The sequence below is a fragment of the uncultured Agrococcus sp. genome, assembly GCF_945915485.1.
Classification (GTDB): domain Bacteria; phylum Actinomycetota; class Actinomycetes; order Actinomycetales; family Microbacteriaceae; genus Agrococcus.
Genome location: NZ_CAMEFJ010000001.1, coordinates 1 through 17,122, shown reverse-complemented (window position 1 = coordinate 17,122; position 17,122 = coordinate 1). Strand labels below are relative to the sequence as shown.

Genomic DNA, 17,122 nt, shown 5'->3' with positions numbered 1-17,122 from the left:
TGCTCTCCCTCACTGGCTTGCATGCTCGCCGGCTTCGGCCGGTTCGACTCGAAACCGGACGCGTGCAGCGGGCGGTAACTGTCCGGCAAGATCCAGGTCGCTGTCGATGACGGAACCGATGATCGGATATCCGCCGGTCAACGGATGATCGGCCAGGAACAGCACCGGCTGCCCGTCCGCAGGTACTTGAATCGCGCCCGTCACGGCTCCTTCGCTGTCGAGTTCATCGTTTCGTACCCGTTCCAGGGCGTCACCGGCCAAGCGCACGCCGATCCGGTCGGAGCGAGGAGTCACCTGCCACTCCTGTGAACACAGTGCCTGCAGTGCTGAGTCGGTGAACCAGTCGTCCCTCGGCCCCAATATGATCCGAAGCTCGGTTATTTCACCGGACTTCGGCAGTCTGCGTCGTGGAGCGCGCGTCCTTTCGACGGGATGCGGCGCCGAGCTCGGCCCGTGCAGTGGAATGACGTCTCCAGCTTGCAGAGGGTCCGGGCCCAGGCCCGCCAGCGTGTCGGCCGAGCAGCTGTCGAGCACGGGATCGATTGCGAGCCCTCCTCGAATCGCGAGTACGATGCGCATCCCCTCTGCAGCCCCTCCGATGCGCAACTCATCGCCGTCCTCAACCGCGAATGGCCGGTCGAAGTCGACTTCGGAACCCGTGAGCGTCGCAGTTGCGAGTGCTCCTGAGAGGGAGGCTACGGTGGGTCCGCGAAATCGAAGAACGGCTCCCCCGCCGGCGATTTCCAGGCTCGCCGTGTTCTGCTCGTTGCCGACGGCCCGATTCGCTTCTCGCAAGGCTTCGCGATCCGCCGCGCCCGCAGAAGAGACGCCCTGTGACGCCATCCCCGGACGTCCAAGATCCTGGACGAGCAACTGCAATCCCGGGCGGACGACTTCGAGAGAGTTCTGCGAGGCGACGGGTTTCGAGGTGGCGCCAGCGCGCATCACGACTTCGCGATCGGTCGCGGTGAACCTCACGGCCGTGCCCGGCGAGAGGAGCGCGGGCGGGTCGCGGTCGAGATCCCACATGGCAGTATCGGTCCGGCCGATGAGCTGCCAGCCGCCGGGACTCTCGCGCGGGTAGATGCCGGAGAATCGGCCCGCGAGTGCAACAGAGCCCGCTGGGATGCGCGTTCGCGGAGAACTGCGCCGGGGCACATCGAAGAGCGGATCATCGCAGATGAGATAACCGAATCCGGGGGCGAACCCGCTGAAAGCAACCCGCCATGTCGCTGCCTGATGTCGCTCGATGAGTTCTCGCTCAGTCACTGCGAGGAGCTCGGCGACAGTAGCGAGGTCTTCCCCTCCGTAGCGAACGGCGATCTCGACGGACTCCTCGCTCCCTTCCAGCTCTTCACTCGGCTCGATCGACAACAATCTCGTTTGCAGGCTCTCTGCTGTGACGACACCGGGGTCGAAGTGCACCAGTATCGTCCTGACCGCCGGCACGAGCTCGGTCACTCCGGGGATGTTCGCCGCGAGGAGAGCCGGGAGCATCCGAAGCGATTCGTCGAGATCCGACATCTCCAGGAGCAGAGCTCTGTCGGATGCCGTGAGAATGCGCCTCACAGCGAGCCCCGGTTCTCACGAGAGGGGTGGCGGCCGGTCGCGCCGGTCATGCTCGACTCCCGGCGAACGGACGCAGTTCTATACCGGCTGTGCGCAGAGCGGCTCGTGTCTCCCTCGCCATCGAGATGGCCCCGGCGCTGTCGCCGTGGACGCAGATGGAGTCGGCTCGTACCGGTACGTCGATGCCATGGATCGACCGTACGACGCCTTCGTTCGCGAGTCTCACCATGCGTTCCGCAACGGCGCCGACGTCGTGCAGCACGGCACCCGGTTGTGATCTCGAGACGAGCGTCCCTTCCGATGTGTAAGCGCGATCGGCGAAGGCCTCCGCGGCGGTCTCCAGCCCCGCGCGCTCCGCGATGTCGAGAACGACTCCACCCGCGAGCCCCAGGAGTACGAGTCCGGGGTCGATCGCTTTGACGGCATTGACGACGTCACGCGCTTGACGCTCATCGATCGCAACCGTGTTGTACAGCGCGCCGTGCGGTTTCACATAGACGACTTCTCCGCCGACCGCCTTGGAGAGAGCCGCGATGGCTCCGAGTTGATACTCCACGTGGGCCTGCAGGGTCGAGGAGTCGACGTCGACGGGGAGCCGACCGAAGTTCTCGTAGTCCCGGTAACCGGGGTGAGCCCCTATCGATACGCTGTTGTGCACAGCGGCGGTCAGCGTGTTCTTGATCCCCTCGGGGTCGCCCGCGTGAAAGCCGCACGACACGTTGGCACTCGTGACGATCTGCAGCATCGCCGCATCGTCGCCGACGATGCGAGCGGGCGTGTTCTCTCCGAGGTCGGAATTGAGATCGATGGACACCATGGTTCTAGCCTTCCTTTCGCCTCGAGCCGAATCAAGCGCCGATGCCGAGGAACTCGAAGATCGGGCCGATCGATTGGACGCCCATGTAGATGCTCAGTGCGGTTGCCGTTGTTCCGAACACGAGGAGCCGCTTCGGGTAGAGCGGTACCCGCCGAGCAGGTCCTTTCGCCGAGTTGCACTAATACCTCAATTTACCTGCGATCAAGCCTTGCCTACGATGCCACAGTGCACGGTGTCTCTGACGCGTACTCAAGCAGGCTTCAGCACTGACCCTCCAATATCAATCACATCACACTCCAACAGCTACTCACCCAGACGAAGTAATGCGTTCAGCCGCGCCACTTCCATCGGATCCCGATCCAGCATGAGATTCCGCTCAGCGCAGCCATCAACACTGTTCTACGCTTCAACCTCAAGCTACCCTTCCGCCTGCCGAATGGCACGCAGGTCGCGCTTCAGCTCCTGCAGCTCGTCTCGCAGCCGGGCTGCCAGTTCGAACTTGAGTTCTCCCGCCGCCGCCTGCATCTGCTGGGTGAGATCCGCGACGAGCGTTTCGATCTGCTCCGCTCCGTCGAGCTGTGATCGATCACCGCTCAGTCGCGGCGTCGGGGACCCCGCCTTTCTGCCCGCTAGGAGCTCTTCGCTGTCCTGCTCCTCGCGCGCAAGCACTTCGGTTATGTCGGCGATGCGCTTCCGCAAGGGCGTCGGATCGATGCCGTGCTCGGTGTTGTAGGCGACCTGCAGCTCTCTACGACGAGTCGTCTCGTCGATCGCCGCCCGCATCGAGTCCGTCACCCTGTCGGCGTACATGTGCACTTCACCGGAAACGTTTCGCGCGGCTCGGCCGATAGTCTGGATGAGCGAGGTGGTCGAGCGGAGGAAGCCCTCCTTGTCCGCGTCGAGTATCGCAACGAGGGATACTTCTGGAAGGTCGAGCCCTTCGCGGAGCAGGTTGATGCCGACGAGCACGTCGAAAACGCCACTGCGCAACTGGGTGAGCAGTTCGACACGACGCAGCGTGTCGACGTCGGAGTGCAGGTAGCGCACGCGAACGCCGGCTTCCGTGAAGTACTCGGTCAGCTCCTCCGCCATCTTCTTGGTCAGGGTCGTCACGAGCACACGCTCTTCGCGCTCGGAACGCACTCGGATCTCTTCCAGCAGATCGTCGATCTGACCCCTCGTCGGCTTGATCTTGAGCTCCGGATCGACGAGACCCGTTGGTCGAATGATCTGCTCGACGACGGTATCCGCACGACCCAGCTCATAGGATCCGGGGGTCGCAGAGAGATATACCGTCTGCGCGACTCGGTCCTGGAACTCCGAGAACTTGAGGGGACGGTTGTCGAGGGCGCTCGGCAACCGGAAGCCATGATCGACGAGCGTTCTCTTGCGGCTCGCGTCGCCTTCGTACATTGCCCCCACTTGCGGAACCGTCACGTGGGATTCGTCGATCACGATGACGAAGTCGTCCGGGAAGTAATCGAGCAGGCAGTGCGGAGCCTCTCCCGGTTGCCGATCGTCGATGTGCCTGGAGTAGTTCTCGATGCCCGAGCAGAATCCGATCTGCTCCATCATCTCGAGATCGAACGTCGTGCGCATCTGCAGACGCTGCGCTTCCAGAAGCTTGTCCTGGGACTTCAGCTCCTCGAGCCGAACACCGAGCTCCTCCCGGATGTCGCCGATGGCACGCTTCATCCGCTCTTCGCCGGCAACGTAGTGCGAACCGGGGAAGATCGAGACCGCGTCGAGACTCTTGATCAGATCCCCCGTCAAAGGGTGCAGTGTCGAGAGCCTGTCGATCTCATCGCCGAACAGCTCGATGCGAATCGCAAGTTCCTCGTACATCGGGATGATCTCGATCGTGTCTCCTCGGACGCGAAACGTGCCGCGCTGAAACGCGACGTCGTTGCGCTGATACTGCATGGAGACGAACCTGCGCAGGAGCTCCTGGCGGTCAATGCGCATGCCGACCTGGAGTGCGACCATGGCCTCCAGATACTCTTCCGGTGTGCCCAGACCGTAAATGCACGACACCGTCGAGACAACGACGACATCACGACGAGAGAGCAGTGAGTTCGTAGCCGAGTGACGGAGTCGTTCGACCTCCGCGTTGAGCGAACTGTCCTTCTCGATGAACGTGTCCGTCTGCGGAACGTACGCTTCCGGCTGGTAGTAGTCGTAGTACGAAACGAAGTATTCGACAGCATTGTTCGGTAGCAGCTCACGGAACTCGTTCGCCAGCTGAGCGGCAAGCGTCTTGTTGTGCGCGAGCACCAGGGTCGGGCGCTGAATGCGCTCGACGAGCCACGCGGTCGTAGCGCTCTTCCCCGTTCCCGTTGCGCCCAGCAGCACGACATCGGTTTCGCCGCGATTGATGGCCGCGGCCAACTCGTCGATCGCTTTCGGCTGATCACCGCTCGGGCTGAACTCGCTGACGACTTCGAAGGGGTGTACGGCACGAGTCGGTTCCATGGAACTAGCCTACGCTCGCTGTCGTGTGGGCTCGCGCACTGCCTCGGATCACTATTGCAGCGGGAACGGTTCCAGCAGCGGAGCGGGCTTCAAGCGCCAGGCGCCGCTGATCCGCTGAATGCGGTCCTTCGCGTCGAACTCATAGTGGAGGAGCTCACCTGCCGGCCCTATTGAACTCTCGACGGGTAGCCGCAACGTATGCTCGTCGACAACCGTGAGTTCGATCGCCGATTCGATCGGATCCGCCGCAGCCGGCGAAATCGCGAGCAGTCGATCGCCGAGTTCCACGACATCCGTGATCGACCACTCATTCGCGAAGCGACCCATGAACCTGCTGGGATCGACGCGGCGCGCCGTTCGCGTCGCAGCGGAAGTCCCGGAGCCGAGCGGAATCGAAGCGGCTGCGGAAAGCGACAAGGGCGCGGTGTGCCGCTCCTGGGATGCGAGCAGCAGACGAGCGATGCCGAAGGCGAGTTCTTCAGCCGGGCCGTCGATGCTGTTCGTCAGTACCGTGATGACGATGCCGAGTGTCGGCTCGACGATCGTTCTCGTCGACTGCCCGAGCCACGACCCGCCGTGGCCGATCCACTCGCGCCCGCCGATAGAGGTCACCATGGTGCCGAGTCCGTAGCCGACGTCGAGGCCTGACCTGTCGGTGTATCGCCACAGAGGTTGGCGCATGAGGGCCTTAGCACGATCGCTCAGGAGTTCGTCATTGCCTTGCACGTGAGAGTGAGCGAAACGAGCGAGCTCCGCTGCCGTCGATGTGAAACCCGTCGCGGCCCTGAGCGAAGCGGACCCGGGGCTCGGAAACGGCTTTCGTCCGTGCGACGTCACGATGCCGCTGTATCCGGTCACCGGCTTCGCGCTCTTCCTATCGTCGACGTCGGCAACGGTTTTGCTGAGGCCCAACGGGCGAGTAATGAGTTCCCGTGCGAGATCATCGAAGCTTCGTTCAGCAACCGCCTCGAGCACTAGGCCGAGCAGACCGTAGCCGATATTGCTGTACTTGAACGCAGTGCCCACCGAGTAGATGTCGGGTCGATCGGAGGCAAGCGCGATCAGTTCGTCCCGGTCGGGGAATGGTCTCTCGGCAGACCAGAACGAGCTGTCCTCGGAATCTCGGGTCGTGCCCGATCCGTGCGAAAGCAGCTCGCGCAGTGTCAGGTCCGCGACCTTCGTGCCCGAGAGTTCTTGCACGTGCGTGCCCACGGTATCGTCGAGACGAAGCATGCCGTCTTCAACAAGCCGCATGATCGCCGTCGCCGTCAGCCACTTGGAATGCGACGCGATGCGAAACTGGTGCGCCGCTCCCAGTCGTTCGCTGGATTCGAGATCTGCCCAGCCGTAGCCCTTATTGGTTATCAGATCCCCGCCGATCATGACCGCGACCTGTGCGCCGGGGACTCGAGTCCGCCACGTTCTGTACGTAAGCCAACCGGATGCGTAATCGAGCGCGTTCCTGGCCAGAACGAAGGCGTCCGATCGCTTTGCCATGCAGTCTCCCGTCGATACACGTGCTCTATCAACCCTACGGCGAAACCGATCCTCGTAGTGTCGAGAACCCGATTTCATACCGTATAGCAACTTTGACACAGCGGTGCTGCGCCCATCACCTCGATCAGGTGCTCGCGGTTATCTCTCGCCACACGCGATCCGCGTCGCGTATCGTCGCCTCGAGGCTGCCGTCCGCGTCGACGACGTAGTCGGCGACCGCGAGTCGCTCTTCATCCGTCGCCTGCGATTCGATACGCCGTTCCGCTTCTTCCGCGCTCATGCCACGGAGTTCGACCAGGCGGCGGAGACGCTCTCGAGCCGCAGCATGCACGACAACGACCGCGGTGAAGGGCAGTCGCACGTTCGCCTCGACCAGGAGCGGTACGTCATACACGATGACCGCACCGGGGTCGCGTTCTCGAATCTCAGCGATGCGATCCTGCGTCAATTGCCGGATGGCGGGATGCGTTATCCCTTCGAGATCCGATCGAGCGCCATCCTCGGTGAACACGATCGAGCCGAGTTTCGCTCGATTCAGACCGCCTGCACCGTCAATCACACCATCGCCGAACCTTGCTCGAATCTGCTCGAGCGCAGGTGACCCGGGGGCCACGACGTCCCGTGCCTGCTGGTCGGCGTCGAGCACGTGGGCCCCGTGTTCCCGGAACCGCTCGGCCACTGTCGACTTCCCAGCAGCGATTCCACCCGTAAGCCCGATAAGTGTCACAGGAACATTCAACCGCATCCCACCGCTTCGAGTCGCATTGCATTTTTCCTGACCGAATATCCAGCCGTAATCCTTAGACTGGAAGCGTGCTGGAGATCTTCACTGGTTCATCGCTTGCCGCAGCTGCCGGCATGAACGCGTACATTCCACTCCTGATGGTGGGATTGATGAATCGTTTCCTGCCGCAGTTCATCGCGCTTCCGGACGGGTGGGCGTGGCTCTCCAACGGCTGGGTGCTCGTGATCATCGGGGTTCTGCTGGTCGTCGAATTGGTCGCCGACAAGATTCCGGCAATCGACAGCATCAACGACATCCTGCAGACGGTTGTGCGCCCGGCCTCAGGCGGGCTTGTCTTCGGCTCATCGTCAGGCGCGACGACCGCCGCCGTGACTGATCCGGCGGAGTTCTTCACGTCGAACCAGTGGGTACCGATCGCGGTGGGCGTTCTCATCGCCCTCGTCGTGCACGGCACGAAAGCACTCAGCAGGCCCGTCGCGAACACCGTTTCCGGCGGCACTGCGGCTCCCGTGCTATCGACGGCCGAGGACTTCGGCGCCATCGCCTTGAGCGTCCTCGCGATCGTCCTGCCGGTCCTAGCCGCAATCGGCGTCGTGGTCCTCATCGTCTTGACCATCGTCATGATGCGGCGCCGCAGACGAAAACGAGCGCAGCGGCTCCGGCCCGCAACAAAGGAGGCAACACCGTGACGCAGACTCCGACTTCCGAGGAGCTGGCGAAGGCCTTCGGCCTGGACTTCGTCGACAGCGAATCGCTTACGCCGTGGGCGACCGTATTGCGAGGAAGAAGCTCTGAAGGTCAACAGATCGTGGTCAAACGCACGGCAGACTCTCGTGAGCGGGCTCTGGCCATGGCGGCCTGGACAACCGCTGTGGAGCGTGATGGAGTTCCCATCGTGGCACCGGTTCCGCTCCCGCAGGAGAACCCTCAGCAAGTCGGAGACGACTGGTGGGTTGTGTATCCGTTCATCGCCGGTGATCCGTACCGCGGCGGGGAGGGCGATGCTCGAGCCGCGGGTGACTTGCTCGGTCGCATCCATGCCGTGCCGCTCCCGCAAGACTTGACCGCAGCGATGCGGCAGTACGAGTTCCCGGACACCGCATGGGCCGACGTCGAGACGGATCTGAACACGCTCGCGGACATCCTGCCCGAGCAACTCGGAGAACAAGCGATGCGCTCAGTGCGCGCACTCGGCCAGCTGTGGTGGGACGATTCGCTCCCCGCACTGCGAGAGGAGGATGCGAATGCACCGCTCCCCCGCGCCGTGCTTTCGAGCGACTTCAGAGCCACCAATATCGTGCATTCGCCGCACGGCGTCGTGTTGATCGACCCCGACAACGGTGGCTATGAACCGCGGCTATTCGAACTCGCCATGGCCATTGTGCTCTTTCACAGGGAGGCCCCCGATGCTCCCGCGAGGATGTTCAGCGATGAGGAGTGGCTCGCGTTCTACAGCGGCTACGAACAGCACATCACGCTGACCGACCGTGAGCGCCGTCTCTGGCCGGCCGCCCTGCGGCACATGCTGTGGGAAGAGGGCACGTGGGTGCTCGAGGACACAGACGCCGATGGATGGGCGGATGCTCGTGAACACGGGTACCTCCGTGATCTCGCTTTGACGACAGCCGAGCGATTCCCGCTTCCGTAACGGATGGCGGCGCAGATGAAAGGGGCCCGGTCGTAACCGAGCCCCTCCCGTTCATGCGTTTCGCCTAGCGGTCTCCGCCGGTCAGCTTCTCGCGCAGCGCAGCGAGCGCTTCGTCATCGGCGAGCGTGCCGGACGAGTCGGCATCCGAGGTGAAGTTACCGGTGCCACCGCCAGTGTTGGCGGTCTCCGCTTCTGCCTCGCGAGCGGCTGCGACCTGAGCCTTGTGCGCCTCCCAGCGCGACTCGGCGGCGGCGTACTCGGCCTCCCAGGCTTCGCGCTGTGTGTCGAAGCCTTCCTTCCACTCGTTCGTCTCCGGGTCGAAGCCCTCGGGGAACTTGTAGTTGCCCTCGTCGTCGTACTCGGCGATCATGCCGTAGAGCGCCGGGTCGAACTCGGTCGAGTCGGCGTCGACGCCCTCGTTGGCCTGCTTGAGCGACAGGGAGATACGACGGCGCTCCAGGTCGATGTCGATGATCTTGACGAAGACCTCGTCGCCGACCGAGACGACCTGGTCGGCCGTCTCGACGTGACGGCTCGACAGCTCCGAGATGTGCACGAGGCCCTCGATGCCGTCGGCAACGCGAACGAACGCGCCGAAGGTGACGAGCTTCGTGACCTTACCCGGAGCAACCTGACCGATTGCGTGGGTACGGGCGAATACCTGCCACGGGTCCTCCTGCGTCGCCTTGAGCGAGAGCGAGACACGCTCGCGATCGCGCTCGACGGTCAGAATCTCGACGGTGACCTCGTCACCCACGGAGACAACCTCGCTGGCGTGCTCGATGTGCTTCCAGGACAGCTCGGAGACGTGGACGAGTCCGTCAACGCCACCGAGGTCGACGAACGCACCGAAGTTGACGATCGACGAGACGACACCCTTGCGGATCTGGCCCTTCTGCAGACCGTCGAGGAACTGGCTGCGGGTCTCGGACTGCGTCTGCTCGAGCAGCGCGCGGCGCGAGAGAACGACGTTGTTGCGGTTCTTGTCGAGCTCGAGGATCTTCGCCTCGATCTCCTGGCCGAGGTACGGTGTGAGGTCGCGAACGCGACGCAGCTCGATGAGCGATGCGGGCAGGAAGCCTCGCAGGCCGATGTCGACGATGAGGCCGCCCTTGACCACCTCGATGACGGTGCCGGTGACGACGCCATCCTCTTCCTTGATCTTCTCGACGTCGCCCCAAGCGCGCTCGTACTGCGCACGCTTCTTCGACAGGATCAGGCGGCCTTCCTTGTCCTCTTTCTGGAGGACGAGTGCCTCGACGCTGTCGCCAACTTCGACGACCTCGTTCGGGTCAACGTCATGCTTGATTGAGAGCTCACGCGAGGGAACGACGCCCTCGGTCTTGTAGCCCACGTCGAGCAGCACTTCGTCACGGTCGATTTTGACGACGGTGCCCTCGATAAGGTCGCCGTCGTTGAAGAACTTCAGGGTCTTCTCAACGGCGGCCATGAAGTCATCGGACGAACCGATGTCGTTCACAGCGACCTGCTTGGGAGCCTTGGTCTCTGCAGTGGTCATATGGTGGTAAACCTTTAATGGATGAATCGGGCCGGAAGCACGGATTGCTACCGGCAATGGACATGGTTGTGTCACCCACCCAGGGATGACCTACCAATCGTACATGCCCGCAGCGCCCCGAACAACCGCCCGCCACGCCGTCAGCCGAGGCCCCTCAACCTCCCCGCTTGTGTCGAAAAAGTTGCAAGGTGTTGTGTCCACAACGCAACTTTCTTGACACAAATCGGGTCACACGGGAAGGAGAGCTTCGATTACGCATTAGCCGCGTTTGACGGCCGCGCGCAGAGTGTCGAGTCCGACTCCGCCGATGTTCAGTACCCGCATGTGGAACTCCTTGGGGTCGAAGGCCGCGCCCGCCATCTCTTCGGCCTCGTCACGAAGCTGTTCGAAAATACGCTGGCCGATCTTGTACGAAGGCGCCTGCCCCGGCCAACCGAAGTACCGGTTCACTTCGAACCGGACGAACGGCTCGTTCATGTTCACGTTGCTCTTCATGAATTCGAAAGCGTAGTCGAAGTCCCACGTGCCCGTGCCGTCGAGACGCGGCTTGCCGAGGTGCACGCCGATGTCGAGGACGACGCGTGCGGCCCGCATCCGCTGACCGTCGAGCATCCCCAACCGGTCCGCCGGGTCGTCGAGATAACCGAGAGACTCCATCAACCGTTCGGCGTAGAGCGCCCATCCCTCGGCGTGACCCGATGTTCCCGCTATGCGACGCCACGAGTTCAGGCTGTCCTTGTTGTACACCGCCTGCGCCAGCTGGAGATGGTGTCCGGGTACACCCTCGTGGTAGACCGTGGTCAGCTCTCGCCAGGTGTCGAACTCCGTGATGCCTTCGGGGACCGACCACCACATACGGCCCGGGCGGGAGAAGTCGTCGGCCGGCGGCGTGTAGTAGATCGCTCCCGTCTGGCTGGGCGCGATCATGCACTCGAGATCTTTGATCGGCTCCGCGATGTCGAAATGGACCCTGCCGAGCTCTTCTACTGCCTCGTCGCTTGTGCGCTGCATCCAGGCCTTGAGGGCATCCGTTCCGTGAATCTTCCTGCTGGAGTCGCGGTCAAGGTGCTCGATCGCCTCCTGCACCGTTGCACCGGGCTTGATCTCGCCCGCGATCCTCTCCTGCTCGGACTTCATCCGCTCGAGCTCCTCGATGCCCCACTCGTAGGTTTCATCGAGATCGACGACAGCACCCAGGAATCGCCTGGACATGAGCGAGTACAGCTCGCGCCCGACCGCGTCCTCTTCCCGCGCGTGGGGTAGGAGCTCATCCCGGAAGAATGCGGCGAGATCGTGTTGAGCGCTCGTCGCGGTCTCTGCTCCGGCGCGGAGCTCCTTGCGCAGCGAATCCGGCACCTCGGCACTCTCCGCAAGATCGTGGAAGTACCCCTTACCGTCGTCGAACTGCCGCAGCTGGTCGAGTACATTCTCGACCTGCCGACGCGCGGGCGTGTTCTTCGCCCGGATACCGGTCCGCAGCGTCTCCCGCCAGCCGTCCAACGCAGCGGGAAGGTTCTGCATCCTGGCCGCGATGTCTGCCCAGTCCTGCTCCGACGAAGTGGGCATGAGGTCGAATATCTCTCGCGTGCGCTGAGCGGGGGACTCCAGATTGTTCAGGTCACGCTGATGCCATTCGGCATCGATCACTTCCTGTTCGAGGCGCAGCTCCCGCAGCAGATCCGTCTTCGTAACCCAGTCGATGTCATCCAGCGGCTCTTCTGACTCCAGCTCGGCGGCGGTTTCGCTCAAGAGCTGCCGGCCAGCCGTCACGCCGTCCGGCGACAGGTCCGAGTACTCAGACTTGGCGCCTTCTGTTCCCAGGTAGACCCTGAGCTCCGGGGTCAGGTCAGTTGCCTTGGCCAGATAGGTCTCGGCAATCTTGTCGATAGGTGTCTGTTCGCGTCGTTGCTCGGCAGATTGTGTCATGGGACAACCCTACGCGAGCACGGGAACGATCCCGACCCGCCTTCGCGGCCGGAACGTGCTAGTGCCCGGCAGCATCCCAGTTGTCGCCGATCCCCAGCTGCACGTCCAACGGAACGGACAGCTCCGCTGCTCCTCGCATGCCATCCACAACGATGTCCTTGACCGTCTCGAGCTCTCCCGGAGCGATCTCGAAGACGAGCTCGTCGTGCACCTGGAGCAGCATATTGCTCTGCAGTTCACGTGAGCGGAGTTCGCCCTCTATCGTCAGCATTGCACGCTTGATGATGTCGGCGGCCGACCCCTGGATAGGAGAGTTCAAGGCTGCTCGCTCGGCATTCTCTCGCAGCACCCGGTTGCTCGACTTGAGGTCGGGGAACGGCCTGCGACGCCCGAAGATCGTTGTGGTGAAACCGTCTTCTTTCGCTTGCAGAACGACACCGCGAAGGTAGTCGCGCACCGCACCGAAACGCTCGAAGTACTCGAGCATCAACTGCTTGGCCTCGCTCTGCGGGATGCGCAACTGCTTCGAGAGCCCGAACGCGCTGAGTCCGTAGGCGAGTCCGTAGCTCATCGCCTTGACCTTCGTACGCATAACCGGCGTGACATCCTCGGGGTGGACGTCGAAGATCCGTGCGCCCACGAACCTGTGGAGGTCCTCTCCCGAGTGGAACGCCTCGATCAGACCCGGGTCCTCGGAGAGGTGCGCCATGATGCGCATTTCAATCTGCGAGTAGTCGGCGGTGAGCAGCGACTCGAACCGATCGTCGTGCGTGAAGGCCGCACGAATCTCCTTCGACACCTCCGTCCGCGCGGGGATGTTCTGCAGGTTCGGATCGTTCGACGACATGCGTCCGGTCGCCGAACCCGTCTGGTCGTACGTCGTGTGAATGCGGCTGTCATGAACGGCCTTGCGGAGGCTTTCGATCATCTGCGCGATCTTCGTGGCTTCGCGGTACTTCAACAGCAGTCCGAGGAACGGATGGGGGTTCGAATCCTGCAGGTCTGCAAGCGCCGCAGCGTCCGTCGAGTACCCGGTCTTCGTCGCTCGTGTCTTCGGCATCTCGAGCTCTTCGAAGAGCACGGTCTGCAGCTGCTTCGGGCTGCCGAGGTTGACTTCGTGACCGATCTCCGCGAACGCGGCCCGTTGGTGCTCGGCAGCTTCTTCGCGAAGCCTATCGTGCACCTCATCCAGCTTTCCGGCGTCGACCGCGATTCCCTTCCGCTCCATCCGCTCGAGAATGCGGACCAGCGGAATCTCGATATCCTGCAGCACGTTCTTCGTACCCTCGTCGAGCACCTCGCGCTGCTCCGAGGCGATGCGACCGATCATCCAGGCCTGTGTCGTCACCGACTCCGGTTCGGTATCGGGGAGCAATTGGTTCGGATCGCTTTCCGGCAGCGTCTCCCCCAGCACGAATTCGGCGAGCGCGTCGAGCTCATACGTCTTCTCGGGAGCAGAGGGCCGCTGCAGCCATGCGGTCGTTCTCGTGTCCCAAACAACTCCGCCCAGCGTCATCCCCTCGCGCTGCAGCGCCCGCTCAACGGCCTTCGCGTCGTGCGTGATCTTCGGATTGTCGCTTGCGAGCCACTCCTGCAGCGCGACGTAGTCTCCTGTCCCGGAGGCGAAGGGTACGAAAACGGCGTCCTCACCCTGCACGAGCCCAAATGCATTCAAGACTCCCGCGGGAGCCGCAACGGCTACTGCGACATCGTCTACGTGACGCTCGAGCCAGAGCGCGAGCTCCTCATCGACGAGTTTCGCGGGCTCGGGTGCCGAAATCTGCGGCGTTGCGGGAACATCCAGCCCCTCTCCTTCCGCAAGCTCCAGGACGCGGTCGAGCAGCGTTCGGAAGTTCAGCTTCTGGGAGAAGACATCCCGCACCGCAGCAGCATCGATTGGGCGTCGCTCGAGTTCGAGGGGCTCAACCCCCAGATCGACGTCATTGACGAGACGGTTCAGCTTGCGATTCCGAATCGCTCTATCCTGCTGATCACGGAGGTTGCCTCCGACAACGCCCTTGATGTCGTCCATGTTCGCCAGCAGATTGTCGAGCGAACCGTACTTCGTGATCCACTTCACAGCCGTTTTCTCGCCGACTTTGTCGACGCCGATGAGATTGTCGCTGGTCTCGCCGACGAGCGCAGCGATATCCGGATACTGGTCGGGACGGATGCCGTACCGATCTTCAACAGCCTCGGGTGTGTAGCGCTTCAGCTCGCTGACACCGCGTACTGCCGGGTACAGCAGCGTCACGTCTTCATTGACCAGCTGAATGGTGTCTCGATCACCGGAGACGACGAGAACCTTCATGCCCGCTTCGTCGCCGCGCTTCGCGAGCGTCGCCAGGATGTCGTCCGCCTCGTAGTCCTCCTTCGTGAGCGTCGGAACACCCATGGCCTTGAGCGCCTCCTGCAGCAGCGGGATCTGGCCTTTGAACTCGGGAGGAGTCTCCGCGCGAGTACCCTTGTACTCCGCGTACTCCCGGGTCCGGAAAGAGAATCGTGAAATATCGAACGCAACCGCGAGGTGCGTCGGCGATTCATCTCGCACGATCTTCAGCAACATGGAGATGAAGCCATGAATCGCGTTCGTGTGCTGCCCCTCCTTGTTGACGAAATTGTCCAGGGGAAGCGCGTAGAAGGCTCGGAAGGCAAGCGAATGCCCGTCGATGACCATCAGGGTCTGCTGCTCGGCGTTCGACATAGATTCCAGCCTACTGTCACGTTCCTGCAACGCACACGCAGGTTGGCGATGATGCGCGGCTGTGCGCCTGGCAGCGGGCCACACTCTGCGGGACATCGCCCGTTGCCAAAGCAGATCGATGATCGTGCAAGACTGACTCCATGACTGAGATGGACGAGCAGGCACGGCAGTTCTTGGAATCGCAGGGCGCGGGCGAACTCGGTGCCCGCATGGGAATTGAGTTCACGAAACTGTCGGCGGAGCACTCTGTTGCGCGGATGCCCGCGGAAGGCAACCGCCAGCCCGTCGGGCTCGTCCACGGCGGAGCCTACTGCGTCATCGGCGAGAGTCTCGGTTCGGTCTCAGCAAACATCCACGCGGTTCCGTTCGGTAAATACGCCGTCGGCGTGGACATCAACGCGACGCATACGAGATCGATACGCGAAGGCTGGGTCAAAGCGGAGTGTCGCGCAGTGCACCTCGGACGGTCGATGTGCGTTCACGAGATCGTCTGCACAGATGACGATGGCAACCGACTCTCGACCATAAGGATCACAAACTTCCTGAAGGACCGCTAAGGGCGCGAGTCCCCTCCCGCTACACAAACTGACGACTTGTTCCTGACGCGGCCGCGATGGGCACTGCTGCTTCTGCCGTGCAGCTATGCAGCACGAGAAGCGGAACAGGAAACCGTCGGCGCGTCCCCGGGCGAGGCCTGGCGAAATCTCGGCACCAAAACATTCGCCTGCTCCGATGCCACGGCATGACAGTGGCGTACGGCGTCGGGCTACTTCTTGCCGCCCTCGAGCTGTTCGATAACGGCCTTGGAAACCTCGCCCATCGTCAAACGACGATCCATTGAGGCCTTCTGAATCCAGCGGAACGCCTCCGGCTCGCTGAGCCCCATACGCTGGTTCAAGAGACCCTTGGCCCGATCTACCAGTTTGCGGGTCTCGAACCGATCGCTCATATCCGCTACCTCGGCCTCGAGCGCAACGATCTGATCGTGGCGAGCCAACGCGATCTCGATAGCGGGAAGAAGGTCGTTCTGGTTGAACGGCTTCACGACATACGCGAGTGCGCCCGCCTCACCGGCACGTTCAACGAGTTCCTTCTGGCTGAACGCGGTGAGCATAACGACGGGGATGCGCGACTCCTGCAGCTTCTCCGCCGCAGTGATGCCGTCCATCTTCGGCATTTTCACATCCATGACGACCAGGTCGGGCTCAAGCTCCTTGGCCAGTTCGATGGCCTGTTCACCGTCACCCGCCTCGCCGACAACATCGAACCCGCTGTCGCGTAGGGTTTCGACGATGTCCATGCGGATAAGCGACTCGTCTTCTGCTACGAGAACGCGCCGTGCGCTGGATTCATTTTCGACAGGCGGGGCCTCGGTGAACTCTGGATCGGTCATAACCGATAGTCTAGAAGATGGCACGGTCCGTTCAGAACGGATTCCAGCCGGTGTGGCGGAACGGCAGACGCGGCGCACTCAAAATGCGTTTCCTCACGGAGTGTGGGTTCGAATCCCACCACCGGCACAAATGATTGATCCGAGAGAACAGAACGCTTGCGTTCTGTTCCGAGGCGATTGAGTTTGTTGACGAGCGCTTTAGCGCGAGGAGCACCGGGCCCCGCGATGCGGGGTATTCGCGCCGGCGGTGGATAGCTTACGTCAGCTCGTAAGTATCGAAGACATGACTACCTGGCTCCGCGATTCGGTCGCCGAGACGGCGACTGGCGCTAGGCGCGAGTGGCAACCAGAAATGGTTCCCACGGTGGACGCGCCGCGCAGGCGCTGGCATCGCGGTGAAGGCCCGAAAGGGCCCTCACTCTAAAACTCGAGCGCGCCCGTACACCAGCACGAAGTGAAGCAACTGCGATGCGGGGTGTTCGTGCCGGTGGTGATAGGTCTCGACAGCTCGTGAGGCCTCGCGGGATTACCTACCTGGCTCCGAGTCCGAGCCAGCGCTGGCGTCGAGGGTAGATTCCGCTTTAGTTTATGCGCCTTCGAGCAGGTTCAGTTACGGCGTCTTAGAGCAAGTTGGCGCCTGGTGCACTTCCGATCGTTGTGGATGCGTGGTTCAGTGACCGAGCAGCGCGACACACAGATACACTTCTCGGTTCATGCGTGGAGTGAACGCGATATACCGGCGTGTCGCCATGTATAGACCGAGAAGTGTAACGGGCTGAGGAGGGATTGGACTCGTGACTTGCGTTGGAGCACAACCGGACGAGAGCAGGCG

The 17,122-nt window shown here is 62.5% G+C and carries 12 protein-coding genes and 1 tRNA gene; 4 read left to right on the top strand and 9 right to left on the bottom strand.

The window, feature by feature from the left end; translation table 11 throughout:
• Positions 1 to 9: 9 nt before the first annotated feature.
• The 5 genes from Q0O95_RS00065 to coaE form a co-directional block, all read right to left on the bottom strand.
• A complete protein-coding gene (locus Q0O95_RS00065) occupies positions 10 to 1,569 on the bottom strand; it encodes an urea amidolyase family protein (protein ID WP_293694122.1) in 1,560 nt (519 codons plus the stop codon).
• Positions 1,570 to 1,615: 46 nt separating this feature from the next.
• Positions 1,616 to 2,386 (bottom strand): 5-oxoprolinase subunit PxpA, encoded by a 771-nt coding sequence (locus Q0O95_RS00060; protein WP_293694119.1) that lies wholly within the window; start codon positions 2,384 to 2,386, stop codon positions 1,616 to 1,618.
• Between the two features lie 417 nt (positions 2,387 to 2,803).
• Positions 2,804 to 4,858 (bottom strand): excinuclease ABC subunit UvrB, encoded by a 2,055-nt coding sequence (uvrB, locus tag Q0O95_RS00055; protein WP_293694117.1) that lies wholly within the window; start codon positions 4,856 to 4,858, stop codon positions 2,804 to 2,806.
• Positions 4,859 to 4,909: 51 nt separating this feature from the next.
• Positions 4,910 to 6,355 carry a serine hydrolase gene (locus Q0O95_RS00050; protein ID WP_293694114.1) on the bottom strand — a complete coding sequence of 482 codons (1,446 nt, stop codon included), beginning with the start codon at positions 6,353 to 6,355 and terminating at the stop codon, positions 4,910 to 4,912.
• Between the two features lie 124 nt (positions 6,356 to 6,479).
• A complete protein-coding gene (gene coaE, locus Q0O95_RS00045) occupies positions 6,480 to 7,082 on the bottom strand; it encodes a dephospho-CoA kinase (RefSeq protein WP_293694111.1) in 603 nt (200 codons plus the stop codon).
• Positions 7,083 to 7,168: 86 nt separating this feature from the next.
• Here coaE and Q0O95_RS00040 point away from each other — a divergent pair, with 86 nt between their 5' ends.
• Positions 7,169 to 7,789, top strand: coding sequence for a DUF4126 domain-containing protein (locus Q0O95_RS00040; protein ID WP_293694108.1), 621 nt, complete (start codon positions 7,169 to 7,171; stop codon positions 7,787 to 7,789).
• Complete coding sequence (locus tag Q0O95_RS00035; protein ID WP_293694106.1) at positions 7,786 to 8,748, top strand: phosphotransferase; 963 nt, start codon at positions 7,786 to 7,788, stop codon at positions 8,746 to 8,748. The genes Q0O95_RS00040 and Q0O95_RS00035 overlap by 4 nt, the downstream gene beginning before the upstream one ends.
• A gap of 64 nt (positions 8,749 to 8,812) precedes the next feature.
• On the opposite strand, the gene rpsA is transcribed toward Q0O95_RS00035, so the two are convergent.
• From rpsA to polA, 3 genes are all read right to left on the bottom strand, one after another.
• Entirely contained in the window at positions 8,813 to 10,267 is a 1,455-nt protein-coding gene (gene rpsA, locus Q0O95_RS00030) for a 30S ribosomal protein S1 (protein ID WP_293694103.1), read from the bottom strand.
• A 258-nt stretch (positions 10,268 to 10,525) separates the two neighbouring features.
• Positions 10,526 to 12,193: a DUF885 domain-containing protein gene (locus Q0O95_RS00025; RefSeq protein WP_293694100.1), complete on the bottom strand. Its 1,668-nt coding sequence runs from the start codon at positions 12,191 to 12,193 to the stop codon at positions 10,526 to 10,528.
• A gap of 58 nt (positions 12,194 to 12,251) precedes the next feature.
• Complete coding sequence (gene polA / locus Q0O95_RS00020) at positions 12,252 to 14,897, bottom strand: DNA polymerase I (RefSeq protein WP_293694098.1); 2,646 nt, start codon at positions 14,895 to 14,897, stop codon at positions 12,252 to 12,254.
• A 140-nt stretch (positions 14,898 to 15,037) separates the two neighbouring features.
• Between polA and Q0O95_RS00015 the strand changes: the two genes are divergently transcribed.
• Positions 15,038 to 15,454, top strand: a complete 417-nt coding sequence (locus Q0O95_RS00015; RefSeq protein WP_293694095.1) for a PaaI family thioesterase — start codon at positions 15,038 to 15,040, stop codon at positions 15,452 to 15,454.
• Between the two features lie 209 nt (positions 15,455 to 15,663).
• Here Q0O95_RS00015 and Q0O95_RS00010 read toward each other — a convergent pair whose 3' ends face one another.
• Positions 15,664 to 16,290 (bottom strand): response regulator, encoded by a 627-nt coding sequence (locus Q0O95_RS00010; protein ID WP_293694092.1) that lies wholly within the window; start codon positions 16,288 to 16,290, stop codon positions 15,664 to 15,666.
• Positions 16,291 to 16,336: 46 nt separating this feature from the next.
• Here Q0O95_RS00010 and Q0O95_RS00005 point away from each other — a divergent pair.
• A tRNA-Leu gene (locus Q0O95_RS00005) sits at positions 16,337 to 16,417 on the top strand.
• The last annotated feature ends 705 nt before the right edge of the window (positions 16,418 to 17,122 follow it).

What these genes read in the sequence shown, in the direction of transcription:
- polA (WP_293694098.1), bottom strand. Translation starts at nt 14,897, where the DNA reads ATGTCGAACGCCGAGCAGCAGACCCTGATGGTCATCGACGGGCATTCG.
- Q0O95_RS00050 (WP_293694114.1), bottom strand. Translation starts at nt 6,355, where the DNA reads ATGGCAAAGCGATCGGACGCCTTCGTTCTGGCCAGGAACGCGCTCGAT.
- rpsA (WP_293694103.1), bottom strand. Translation starts at nt 10,267, where the DNA reads ATGACCACTGCAGAGACCAAGGCTCCCAAGCAGGTCGCTGTGAACGAC.
- Q0O95_RS00015 (WP_293694095.1), top strand. Translation starts at nt 15,038, where the DNA reads ATGACTGAGATGGACGAGCAGGCACGGCAGTTCTTGGAATCGCAGGGC.
- Q0O95_RS00010 (WP_293694092.1), bottom strand. Translation starts at nt 16,290, where the DNA reads ATGACCGATCCAGAGTTCACCGAGGCCCCGCCTGTCGAAAATGAATCC.
- Q0O95_RS00025 (WP_293694100.1), bottom strand. Translation starts at nt 12,193, where the DNA reads ATGACACAATCTGCCGAGCAACGACGCGAACAGACACCTATCGACAAG.
- Q0O95_RS00060 (WP_293694119.1), bottom strand. Translation starts at nt 2,386, where the DNA reads ATGGTGTCCATCGATCTCAATTCCGACCTCGGAGAGAACACGCCCGCT.
- uvrB (WP_293694117.1), bottom strand. Translation starts at nt 4,858, where the DNA reads ATGGAACCGACTCGTGCCGTACACCCCTTCGAAGTCGTCAGCGAGTTC.